The 11,938-nt window shown below is 32.5% G+C and carries 13 protein-coding genes; 11 read left to right on the plus strand and 2 right to left on the minus strand.

What is annotated here, in order from left to right; genetic code table 11:
• Positions 1-18: 18 nt before the first annotated feature.
• The 3 genes from feoB to ACYQ39_RS10880 all read left to right on the plus strand — a co-directional run bounded on the left by feoB (position 19) and on the right by ACYQ39_RS10880 (position 2,968).
• Entirely contained in the window at positions 19-1,860 is a 1,842-nt protein-coding gene (gene feoB, locus ACYQ39_RS10870) for a ferrous iron transport protein B (RefSeq protein WP_459842959.1), read from the plus strand.
• Positions 1,861-1,875: 15 nt separating this feature from the next.
• Positions 1,876-2,016, plus strand: coding sequence for a hypothetical protein (locus tag ACYQ39_RS10875; RefSeq protein WP_459842961.1), 141 nt, complete (start codon positions 1,876-1,878; stop codon positions 2,014-2,016).
• Positions 2,017-2,173: 157 nt separating this feature from the next.
• Entirely contained in the window at positions 2,174-2,968 is a 795-nt protein-coding gene (locus ACYQ39_RS10880; RefSeq protein WP_459842963.1) for a helix-turn-helix transcriptional regulator, read from the plus strand.
• A 57-nt stretch (positions 2,969-3,025) separates the two neighbouring features.
• Here the strand turns inward: ACYQ39_RS10880 and ACYQ39_RS10885 are convergent, their stop codons facing one another.
• Positions 3,026-4,084, minus strand: a complete 1,059-nt coding sequence (locus ACYQ39_RS10885; protein ID WP_459842965.1) for an HD-GYP domain-containing protein — start codon at positions 4,082-4,084, stop codon at positions 3,026-3,028.
• Positions 4,085-4,361: 277 nt separating this feature from the next.
• Between ACYQ39_RS10885 and ACYQ39_RS10890 the strand changes: the two genes are divergently transcribed.
• From ACYQ39_RS10890 to ACYQ39_RS10905, 4 genes are all read left to right on the plus strand, one after another.
• A complete protein-coding gene (locus ACYQ39_RS10890) occupies positions 4,362-5,252 on the plus strand; it encodes a PHP domain-containing protein (protein WP_459842967.1) in 891 nt (296 codons plus the stop codon).
• Positions 5,245-6,114 carry an Hsp33 family molecular chaperone HslO gene (gene hslO / locus ACYQ39_RS10895; protein WP_459842969.1) on the plus strand — a complete coding sequence of 290 codons (870 nt, stop codon included), beginning with the start codon at positions 5,245-5,247 and terminating at the stop codon, positions 6,112-6,114. Before ACYQ39_RS10890 ends, hslO begins: the two co-directional genes overlap by 8 nt.
• A gap of 189 nt (positions 6,115-6,303) precedes the next feature.
• On the plus strand, positions 6,304-7,779 hold the full coding sequence (locus ACYQ39_RS10900) for a TrkH family potassium uptake protein (protein WP_459842971.1): 1,476 nt from the start codon (positions 6,304-6,306) through the stop codon (positions 7,777-7,779).
• 1 nt (position 7,780) lies between these two features.
• The gene (locus ACYQ39_RS10905) at positions 7,781-8,452 is read left to right on the plus strand and encodes a potassium channel family protein (RefSeq protein WP_459842973.1); all 672 of its coding nucleotides are present in this window, start codon (positions 7,781-7,783) and stop codon (positions 8,450-8,452) included.
• On the opposite strand, the gene ACYQ39_RS10910 is transcribed toward ACYQ39_RS10905, so the two are convergent.
• Positions 8,442-8,960 carry a hypothetical protein gene (locus ACYQ39_RS10910; protein ID WP_459842975.1) on the minus strand — a complete coding sequence of 173 codons (519 nt, stop codon included), beginning with the start codon at positions 8,958-8,960 and terminating at the stop codon, positions 8,442-8,444. The two genes, ACYQ39_RS10905 and ACYQ39_RS10910, sit on opposite strands and share 11 nt — an antisense overlap.
• A gap of 190 nt (positions 8,961-9,150) precedes the next feature.
• On the opposite strand from ACYQ39_RS10910, the gene nadD reads away from it, so the two are divergent.
• The 4 genes from nadD to rsfS are packed head-to-tail and all read left to right on the plus strand — an operon-like array spanning position 9,151 to position 11,925.
• Entirely contained in the window at positions 9,151-9,774 is a 624-nt protein-coding gene (nadD, locus tag ACYQ39_RS10915; RefSeq protein ID WP_459842977.1) for a nicotinate-nucleotide adenylyltransferase, read from the plus strand.
• The gene (yqeK, locus tag ACYQ39_RS10920; RefSeq protein WP_459842979.1) at positions 9,767-10,324 is read left to right on the plus strand and encodes a bis(5'-nucleosyl)-tetraphosphatase (symmetrical) YqeK; all 558 of its coding nucleotides are present in this window, start codon (positions 9,767-9,769) and stop codon (positions 10,322-10,324) included. Before nadD ends, yqeK begins: the two co-directional genes overlap by 8 nt.
• Positions 10,325-10,338: 14 nt before the next feature.
• Entirely contained in the window at positions 10,339-11,505 is a 1,167-nt protein-coding gene (locus ACYQ39_RS10925; protein ID WP_459842981.1) for an LCP family protein, read from the plus strand.
• Between the two features lie 57 nt (positions 11,506-11,562).
• The gene (gene rsfS, locus ACYQ39_RS10930; RefSeq protein WP_459842983.1) at positions 11,563-11,925 is read left to right on the plus strand and encodes a ribosome silencing factor; all 363 of its coding nucleotides are present in this window, start codon (positions 11,563-11,565) and stop codon (positions 11,923-11,925) included.
• Positions 11,926-11,938 lie beyond the last annotated feature (13 nt).

An 11,938-nucleotide genomic window follows, 5' to 3' on the forward strand; every position in this document is an offset into this window, starting at 1 on the left:
TTAAGGAGGAATTGAAAAATGGATTGTTGCGATATTAGTCATCAGATAGATATTCCAGCAGATGCTGATAAGATAGTATTAGCTGGTAACCCTAATGTAGGTAAGTCTATTTTCTTTAATGATTTTACTGGTGTTTATGTTGACGTATCAAATTATCCTGGCACGACTTTAGATATTAGCTCAGGTAAGTATGGAGATGATGTTGTACTTGATACACCAGGTGTTTACGGAGTATCTTCTTTTAATGATGAAGAAAGGGTAGCTCGAGATGTAATTGCATCAGCTGATGTAGTAGTTAATATTGTTGATGCTGTTCATTTAGAACGTGACCTATTCTTAACTCAACAGATTATTGATATGGGTATTCCAGTAGTTGTAGCTTTAAATATGATGGATGAAGCAGATAACCAAGGTCTTGATATTGATATTGATAGTTTAAGTCAAAGTTTAGGGGTACCAGTTATTCCAACAGTAGCTCCTCAAGGAAAAGGGCTAGCTGAAGTAAAAAAGGCTGTTGATCAAGCTAAAGTTGGAAACAGTAGCTTAAATCTAGAATCAGAACTAGCAGCTACTCAAGAGGAAGTAGGTAATCGACCAGAATCATTATTAGTTTTAGAAGGTGATTCTAGTGTTGCTCAAAAAAACAATGTAGAGCCTTTAGATTATCAGGAAGAGATCTATCGAAATCGAAGAGAAAGAGTCAATCAAGTAGTTGAGCAAGTAGTTGAGCAAAAGAGTGAAGGGGCCAACTTTAAAACCAAATTAGGTAGATGGATGGTTCGACCTTTGACTGGAATTCCGATGTTATTTGGTGTCTTATATCTGTTATATAAATTCATTGGAGTTTTTGTGGCCCAAACAATTGTTGATTTTACTGAAGGACATTTATTTGCTGGTACTTATGAACCATTTATTAAAGATATTATTGGTAATTTAATCTCTAAATCATCTTTAGTAGGCCAATTATTAATTGGAGAATTTGGCGTTTTAACTATGGCAGTTACATATACCTTTGGATTATTGCTACCATTAGTTATAGGATTTTATTTCTTCTTGGCTGTATTAGAAGATTCGGGTTATTTACCACGGATTGCTGCCTTAGTTGATCGTATCCTAACAGCTTTAGGAATGAATGGTCGAGCAATTATTCCAATGTTACTTGGTTTTGGTTGTGTAACAATGGCTACAATTACAACTCGATTATTAGGTTCTAAACGAGAAAGGATTATTGCTATCTTCTTATTAGGATTAGCAATTCCTTGTTCTGCTCAATTAGGGGTAATTACAGGGTTAATTGCACCTTTAGGTGCTAAATACTTTATGATTTATGTAGGTACTATTGCGGCTGTTTATGTTTTAGCAGGTACTTTCTTAAATAAAGTAATGCCTGGTGAATCAACTGACTTATTGATTGACCTACCACCGCTTAGAATGCCTAAAATGAGTAATGTATTACAGAAGACTTATATCAAGTCTAAATCCTTTATTAAAGAAGCAGGATCGGTTTTTGTACTGGGATCAGTGGTTATTACTGTAATGCAGTATTTTGGTTGGTTAATAGCTATTCAAGATGCAGTAGCTCCAATTACTGTTGGGTGGTTACAGCTACCTAAACAAGCAGCTACAGCTTTCATCATGGGAATTGTAAGGCGTGACTTTGGAGCAGCTGGTTTAACTGGTTTAAGTATGACAGCAGCTCAAACGACAGTTTCTTTAATTACTATTACTTTATTTGTGCCATGTATTGCTGCAATGATGATTATGATCAAGGAAAGAAATTGGAAGGAATCTGTAGCAATCTGGTTTGGTAGTTGGATTACTGCCTTTACTGTAGGTGGTATTGTAGCACAAATCATCTAACTTGAAGGTGATAGAATGAAGTGTAATACTGATAAACAGATTAGAATCTGCTCTCAATGTGGTTATGAAGTTAAAGATTTTAATAAGATTAGATGTCCTCGTTGTTTTAAAGTATTATTAAAAAAATGTTCAGAGTGTGATAAGTGTGGTATCTAAGTGGCCTACTATTAGGCCACTTTTTTATTTGTAATTTGTTTCGATTTAATTCTATATAATCCATTAATTACAATAATTAATTAAAACAGGCAGGAAATTCAGAGGGCTTATCTAATTAAATTATTAGTAATTATTATTTTGAGAGGAGATTATAGTTGTGAAAGATATCAAGGTTAAAGAAAAAGTTTTACTTTCATTAGGAAGATGTAGTAGAGAAAATTTACCTACTGATATTACTAAGCCTAAAATTAGATTAGCTAAAAGCAGACTAAAAGATAGATTAAAAGAAAATAAGCTATTGATTTCAGCTTTTGATGATAATATTAAAAAAGTGGCAAAATTTATTGATGATGATTATCTTTTCTTATTAACTGATTTCAATGGGATCTTATTAAAGGTAGTGACAGGTAAAAATATTCAACAATTGGTTGCAAACTCTATAAATAAAGGAGTAAGTTTTTCAGAAGAGAGTAGTGGAACTAATGCTATTTCATTGGCTATGGATTTAAAGGAACAGATTTACTTAGCTCCAGAACATCACTATTGCGATTTTTTGCAGGATTGGTATTGTTTTGCTCTTCCATTATATTTAAATAGAGATATAATTGGTTATTTAGATGTATCGACGATAAGATTTGAGTTAAAGAAAGAACTAATGGGAATTGCTTTATTGTTAAGAGATAATATTATTAAAGATCTAGAATCACATAAGAAGGTAGTTTCCTTGCAACAGGAGAACTCTAAAAGAAAAGTAGCTAATAAGCAGATAAAAGTCTTAAAGTTTTTAGCTCAAGGATTAACGGAACAAGAAGTAGCTCGAAAGATATCATGCAGTATAAGCACCATTAAATATCATAAAAAGAAAATATTTGATTATTTAGATGCTTGTTGTACACGGGAGGCAATTATTAAGGCTTTACAGAAGGAAATAATTGATTTAACAGAACTTTAAAAAAGTTGATAATAGGCGAACTTGTGTTCGCCCTTTGATAGTCATAACAGATAGTTTTTACTCTTCTTCATCAACAATAACTATATCAAGCTCATCCTTTAAATTGATTTTTTTATAACCTTCTAACTCCTCTCCAGTTTCATCTGTAATAATTCTGACTACTGGTCTAGTAGGAATATCTCTATTCTGTCTTTCCACAATTGCTTTTTCACCTGTACTTAATTTTACTGAACTACCATTAGGATAAATGGCAATTGTTTTGACAAACTTATTAATTAGTTCTGAGTCAAATTCTTCTCCAGCTTTAGAAATTAAGAAGTTGACTGCTTTATTGATTGGCCACCGATCTCTATAACAGCGATCACTAGTTAAAGCATCAAAAACATCTGTAATAGCAACTAATCTACCAAACTCATGGATATTGTCTTGAGAGAACCCTTTTGGGTAACCGGTTCCATCTACTTTTTCATGATGAGACAGAATCACTGTTCTAGATAAAGGACTAATATTATAATACCCTTTTATATTTTCATAGCCTAGAGAAGGGTGTTTTTTAATTATTTCGTATTCTTCATCTGTTAGTTGAGCAGGTTTCTTTATTATTTTTTCTGGAATAGCTACTTTACCAATGTCATGTAATAAAGCACCTATACCTAATTTAATTAATTGTTGGCGAGTATAATTTAATTCTCGGCCTAATAATAAGGATAAGACTGCTACATTAACTGAATGTTCAAAAGTATAAGAATCTGTACTTTTGATATCTATTAGGTTAACTAAAATATTGTCTTGATGAGTGATATCTTCAACTATTTCTTTAGTAACATTACTTATTTTATCAACTTTGATCTTTTTATTATTAGTAATATTTTGAAATGATTCTTTGATTATCTTTTTACTCTTTCTTCTTGTTTTTTTATCAATTACGTCAGTAACTTCTATTCCTTCTGATTTATCATCAGTAATATAAATATGGTTAATTCCTAATTCTAGTAATTTGTTTTTATACCTAGATAAATTAGTACAATGGGTATTTAGTAAAACTCTATCCTTATGATAGATTGGTTTAGCTAACTCCATATCTGGTTTGATATTCTCTACGCTAATTAATCTCATTTTTTACACTCCTTACGCTTGATAATTCGTTATAAGGATAATTATAGCAGAGTATTGATTTGGTGTCAAAATAATACAACAAGTTGTATAATTACTAATTAAGTATCTACATAGAAACTAATAGATTAATTATTGAGAATATATATTGAAAATAAGTTTTGTTTGATATTATAATAAAGGATGATAGAATTTATATAGATTATTATTTTGAAGAAGATAGTTCAATTAACTTAAAATTAATTAATTAAATATATGATGAGGTAGAAGGAGGTAACTGATGAGAGAGATAGATTTACATATTCATACTAATTATAGTGATGATGCTGATTTTACACCAGAAGAAATAATCACAAAGGCTAAAGATAATGATTTAGCTGCAATAGCTATTACAGATCATAATTTAACAGAGGGAGTAGGTGAAACTCTAGAGTTAACGGTAGATGATGAATTAGAAGTAATTCCTGGTGTTGAATTTGATACAAGGTATGGAGATAATATATTACATATTTTAGGTTATTATTTTAATTGGCAATCTTCTAAGATTGATGAAATGCTAAAAGGTATGGAAGAAGCTAAAAAGGAACAATTTTTTAAACGAATTGAAAGACTGCAGGAGTTAGGATTTGAGATTACAGCAGAGGAAGTATTAGAGCAATCAGATAATGATAGACCATTAGGTGGATTTATTGCTGAAGTACTATTAAATAAGCCTGAGAACCAAGATAATGAAGAATTACAGACTTACTTAACAGGAGATAAGAGCGATCAACCTTATTTCAACTTTTATTTGGATTATTTTAGAGCAGGGGCCAAAGCTTATGTTCCTTGTTGGAAACCTACTGCTAAAGATGCAATTAAATTAATTAGGGAGTTAGGTGGTGTGGCTATCTTAGCGCATCCAGGTTCTACTTTAAGTTACCACGATAAAGATGTAATTGATGATTTAATAGAGGCAGGATTACAGGGTATAGAGGCTTATAGTACTTATCATAATGAGGACGAAATAGACGGTTTCTTGCAATTAGCAAATGAGAAAGATTTATTAGCTACAGCAGGTAGTGATTTTCATGGACACCTTAAACCTAAGATTGAATTAGGTGGCGTAATAGGAAATAACTATCAGATTGTTGAAGAACTAAAAGCACTAAGAGGTGATACTAGTGAATGATTATTTAGTACGAGCTATAACAACTAATAAAGAGATTAGAGCTTTAGCAGTAAGATCAACTGAAGTAGTTAGTGCAGCACAAGAGTCTCATCAAACCACTCCTGTAGCTACAGCAGCATTAGGTCGGACATTGACAGCTGGGTTATTGATGGGGTCAATGGTTAAATCTGGTGATAAGATAGCTTTAAGAGTTATAGGTGATGGTCCATTAGGAAAGATAGTCGTTGAAGGTAATCAATATGGTGAGGTAACAGGTTATGTAGCCAATCCTCAAATTGAATTAATGACAAATAACCAAGGAAAGTTAGATGTAGCAGAAGCTATTGGTAAGGGCCAACTTCAAGTTACTAAGAAGATGGGTTTAAAAGATCCTTATCAAGGCAGTGTGCCATTGATTTCAGGTGAGATTGGTGATGACTTAACTTACTATTTTACTAAGTCAGAACAGACGCCTTCTTCAGTAGGACTAGGAGTCTTAGTTGATACTGACTTATCTGTTAAAGCGGCAGGAGGATTTATTATTCAGCTAATGCCAGATGCTAGTGAAGATACAATTGATAAATTAGAAGCTAATCTAGCAGAAATTAATTCAATTAGTAGATTAATTGCGGAAGGACTAAGCCCAGAGGAGTTATTAAAGAAGTTATTAGATGGTTTTGAATTTAGAGTATTAGCTGAAAAAGATGTTGAATTTAAGTGTAAGTGTAATCGAGAAAAGACTAAAGATCTGTTAGTAAGTTTAGGTGAAGGTGAACTAGAAGAAATATTAGAAGAAGAAGGAGCAGTGGAGATTAATTGCCATTTCTGTGGTCAAGATTATTCTTTTAATGAGCAAGAAGTAGATGAGCTATTAACTGAGTAGAGAAATTAAATTTTATCTACTATATTTTCTCATTAAATAAAAATTATAGTATTATATATTAAAAGAGGCAATCTTGCCTCTTTTTTGTTTCATTTAATTGAATTGATGAATAGTTTTATGGTTTTAACTGTAAATTGTAAACTGTAAACCGTAGACTAAAATTTTCAAAATCTAAGGAGGAGATGATAAGTGTTTAATCAAAAGTTAGCAACGATAAGTAGTTTATTAGGTTCACTGTTAATTGTATTAGGGGGCATGCTTTTATTACCAGCTATGGTTAGTCTATTATATCAAGAAGGACTAGTTCACATCTTTCTTATTCCAGCTGTATTAGCTTTGGTATTAGGTTTTATTCCTCACTTAAAGGCAAGAGAAGAGAAGATTACAATTACAGTTGGTATGCTAGTCTGTACCTTAGGATGGATAGTTATCTCGCTAGTAGGAGCATTACCTTTTTATCTAGAGTTAGATTATTCTTATTTAGATACTCTATTTGAGACAGTCAGTGGCTTTACTACTACAGGAATTACTGTCTTTACTGGGTTAAATAACTTACCTAAGTCAATTCAATTCTGGCGTTGTTTGATTCAGTGGTTAGGAGGATTAGGTTTTTTAACCTTCTTTTTAGTAATTACATTTCGAGGACAGTCAGGTTTATTTCAGTTATTTACTGCTGAGAGCCATAAGATCAATCAGAGTAGGCCTGTACCTAATGTCTTTAAGACAATCAAGATCTTATGGGGAGTCTATGCTGGATTTACTATATTAGAGATGATACTATTAAAATTGTTAGGACTTTCTTTCTTTGATGCTATAACTCATTCTTTTACTACTCTATCAACTGGTGGCTTTTCTAATTATGATAGTAGCATTGCCTACTTTCAGAAAGCTGGATATCAGCATTATAAGTTAATTGAGTATGTAATTACTATCTTTATGGCTTTAGGTGGAATTAATTTCTTAGTTCATTATAATATATTAACAGGAAATATCAAAGCGTTATGGGATAAGATAGAGATGAAATATTTCTGGGCTACTATTAGTGGAGTAACAGGGCTAATATTAGTTGATCATTATTTGTCTGTTCCATTTAATTGGTTGGGACTAGAGACAGCAGTTAGACAGACTCTATTTCAAGTAGTTTCTATCTTAACTACCACTGGTTATGGAACTAAGAGTATTATGGATCCCTTCTTTCCAGCTTTAGCTAAGCAGTTATTCTTATTATTAATGTTGGTTGGAGGCTGTGTTGGTTCCACTGCTGGTGGTATTAAGTTGATTAGAATTGCTATTTTACATAAGTTACTTAAGCGTGAGGTTAAGAAGATCTATTATCCAAAGCGGGCTATCTTACCAGTGGTAGTAGATGGGAGTATTATTCCAGATGCTGAGATTTTTAGAGTAGTTGCTATAGTCTTTGGATGGTTGTTATTTATTATTATCGGTGGAGGGATTACTGCTATATATTCTGATCTACCGGCTTGGAATGCATTTTCTGGTATCTTCTCGGCAGTAGGGAATATTGGTCCATTTTATTTCAGTGTAGAGAAGATGCAGAGTCTATCAGCTGGAATTAAGATTACTTATATTATTGGAATGTTAGCTGGTCGATTAGAGATTTTACCACTTTTTGTTATCTTTAGTAAGAAAGCTTGGAGGGGATAAAGTGTATATTTTAATTGCTGGTGGTGGCGTTGTAGGACGTAATCTAACTAAAAAATTAGTAGAAAAACATGATGTAGTAGTGATTGATCTAGATCAAGAAGTATGTGAAAGGATTTATTCTGAATATGGAGCAGTTAGTATTCAGGGTAATGCTACTAATATCAATATTTTAAAAGAAGCAGGGATTGAACAGGCAGATATTGTTGTAGGAGTAATGAGAAATGATGCTGATAATTTATCATTCTCTTTATTAGCTAAAAACTTTGGCATAGAAAAGATTATGGTTCGAATGCGAGATCCTGAATATAAAAGTGCTTATCAATTGGCTGGAGCTACAACTATTGCTGGAGTCGTCGATATGATGGTAGATGAGTTTGTGTTAGATATTGAGCAGCCAGATATTCGTAAGGTTGTTTCGCTAGGAGGAGGAAAGGCTGAAGTTTCTATTTTAACTATTCCTGAAAAGACATGGAGCCATGGTAGGAGTATTTCAGAGATTGCTCAGCATAGAGACTTTCCACAACAAGTTTTAATTGGTGGTATCTTTGACCAAGATCAAGATAAACTCTTAGTACCTCATGGTGATACTGTAATTAAAGGTTCAAATCAAGTATTTTTAGTAGGGGCTAGGGCCAACATTAAAGAGGCTGCTGATCTGTTGACTAAGAAGTAGTTTTAGATTTGCTTTTAATCTTAATCAGGTCTGGTGAGATATCAGAAGTATAGATGAATTCAGCCCTAAATTGGCCCTGATATTCTGTAAATGGTAGAGGAGTAGCTATCTTTTTTAGCTGAGACCAAAAGCTACTTGTAACATTATCCTGATTAATTTTTAAGATAGTGTCAGCTATCTGATGTGGAAAGGCATATAACTGATCTAACTCTAAATCAACTACATCTATTTCAATATGTACTTCTTCTTTAATTGGTTGGCCCCAAAAGTAGATGCCAGTAGGTCGTTGTGTCTTGTCGTCTATAATACTTGTTGTATCTCTAGGATGGGCTACTTTAAGTCCATCTTTTTTAATTTTAGTAATTGCCTCTTTAATTAAACTTTCTTTATTCTCTCGAACATAATGATATAATCTATCAGGAATAAATTCAGTTTTAGGTTCTTGTTGATATAGTTTTTTTAGTTCAGATAATTTTTCTTTTTCAAATTCTTTATTTTCTTGCTCCATTAAATTCCCTCCTAAATGAATTTTGCCCTAATATATTTACAATTATACTATTGAATTTTAATTGATATAAAGCATAGCTTTATATCAATAATGTTTTATTTAATACTTACTACTTTAACCTTGAGAGAATCAAATAATTGTTATATCATAATAATTAAGCTAAAAAACTAGTAATTGGGAGTTGACATTTATGGCAGAAGATAAGCTAACAATTGGAATTATGGGAGGGACTTTTGATCCAATTCATAATGGTCATCTTTTGACAGCAGAGTGTGCGGCTTATCAATATGATTTGGACCAAGTTATTTTTGTTCCTTCTGGTAATCCTCCACATAAGACTGAACAAAGAATAACAGATGCTGAAGATAGATATGTAATGGCTTTATTGGCTACAATGAGTAACCCTAAGTTTACTGTTTCACGGATAGAAATTGACCGAACAGGGTTATCCTATACTATAGACACAGTAAGAGCTTTTAAAGAGATCTACCCTGAAGCAGAGATTTATTTTATTACTGGTGCAGATGCTATTTTAGAGATTTTTACTTGGAAAAATCCAGAAGAGTTATTAAAAGAGGCTAAATTTATTGCAGCTAGTCGACCTGGTTATTCTCTGTCTAAATTAGGTCAGGAAGTTTATGATTCTTATCGAGATAGTATTCATATCTTAGAAATTCCTAATTTAGCTATCTCCTCAACAGATATTCGACATAGAATTGAAGCTGGAAGAACAATTAAGTATCAGCTACCTGAAGAAGTAGAAGCTTATATTGGCAAGCATGATTTATATCTGGAGGTAGAAGATAATGAATGAAGAAGAAACCATAATTAAGCTAAAGGAGATGATCAGTGATTCCAGATTACAACATAGTCTTGGAGTAAAGGAAACAGCTATTAGGTTGGCTAAAAAATATGGGGCCAATATAGAGCAAGCTAAATGGGCTGGTCTATTACATGATTGTGCTAAAGGAGTGTCGACTAAAGAGCTATTGCAAAAGGCAAAAGAGTTTGGTATAGTGATAGACAGTGTTTGCCAAAAGGTACCTGCTTTGTTACATGCTCCAGTAGGTGCTAAGCTGGCTAGTGAGAAATTTAAGATTACTGATCAAGAAATTCTACAAGCTATTAGTTTACATACTTTAGGCAGTTCAGAGATGACGTCTTTAGATAAGATAGTCTTTTTAGCTGATTATATTGAACCTAATAGAGATTGTCAGGCAATAGATCAATTAAGAGCCAAGGTAAAAGATAAACCATTAGATGAGGCAGTAAGAATTGCTTGTGAAAATACTATTAAGTATAATTTAAAGCAGGAGGCAATAATTCATCCTCAGACAATTGAGACTCGAAATGTCCTCTTGTAGATAGAGGTGTAATTATGGTGAAAAAAATTACTGTTCTAGTGGCTCTGCTAATGATAGTCAGTGGAGTAGGAGGCTATCTGTTACTCAATTCATCTCCGTTAGATTCAGTTCCTAAAGAAGTCAAAAAGGATAAAGCAGAGGTTAAGTTAGATGATAAATTTAATATCTTATTATTAGGATCAGATGCTAAATTAGAAGGTCGGAATCGGACTGATACAATTATAGTTGTCAGTATTGATTTAAATTCTAAATTAGTAGGTTTATTATCTATTCCTCGTGATAGTAGAGTAAAAATTGCTGGAGATAAATATAGTGATTATCATAAAATTAATGCTGCCTATTCTTATGGTGGTTTGAAATTAATGCAAGAGACTTTAGAAGAGTATCTAGAGATTCCTTTAGACTATTATTTACAAGTTGATTATCAGGGGTTTGTTGCTTTAGTTGATACTCTAGGTGGAGTAGAGATTAATGTAGAGAAAGATCTGCATTATGTAGATCAGGCAGCTGGTTTAAATATTGATCTTCAGGCAGGAAAACAGAGATTGACAGGAGAGCAGGCTCTTAATTATGTTCGGTTTAGACATGATGCTTTAGGAGATATTGGTCGAATTAAGCGACAACAGAAGTTTTTACAGGCAGCTTTAAAGGAGTTTTTAAGTTTAAAGACTATCTTAAAAGTTCCAAAACTGATAAATAAATTTAGTAAATATGTAGCTACTGATTTAGAGCTGGCTAAGATGATGAAGTTAGCTAATTTGATGGATAATTTCAGTTTAGATCAGATAGCAATGGAAATGCTACCAGGAAGTCCTAAATATATTGAAGGAGTTAGTTATTGGTTACCTAATCCTAAAGGGGTTAAAGGGGTAGTTAATTCTTTATTAAAGACTAAGAGTTACTTTAGAAATCAAGGTATAGAATTATCTATTTTAAATGGTAGTGGGACATCAGGCTTAGCTGGTCAATTTGCTGATTTATTGGTTCAACAGGGGTATCAGATAAAAAAGGTTGGTAATGCTGAACATTTTAATTATAATCAGAATATTATCATTGCTCCTGTAGGTAAGGTTAAAAGTCTACAGAAGTTGGCCCGTTATTTAGATGCTAAAGTAATTAATAGAGAAGAGGGGCAACAGGTTGAAGTAATTATTGGTCAAAGAAAGATTAATGAAGATTAGAATAAATTATAGTAATTCAGGAAATACTATAGATATATATAGGAGGTCATATTTTATATGACATTAGAAACTATTAAGACAGATGAATTGGCTAAAAAGATTGTAGAAGGTGCTAAAGATAAAAATGCTGAAGAGTTAGCTGTTTTAGATATGAGGGGTATTACCACTTTAGCAGATTACTTTGTGATCTGTAATGGTACTTCAACGCCTCATGTTAGAGCTATTTTTAATTCTATTGAGGATAATTTACAAGAAGAAGAGATTGAAGTTCTTCATAAAGAAGGAACTGATGAAAATCGTTGGGTAGTATTAGATTATGCTGATGTAATAGTGCATGTTTTTCATAAAGAAGAGAGAGAGTTGTATAATCTAGAAAAATTATGGGGCGATGCAGAAGAAGTAGCTATAGAGGGTTTATAAATCCATCTTCTTG

The organism is Halanaerocella petrolearia, assembly GCF_054657875.1.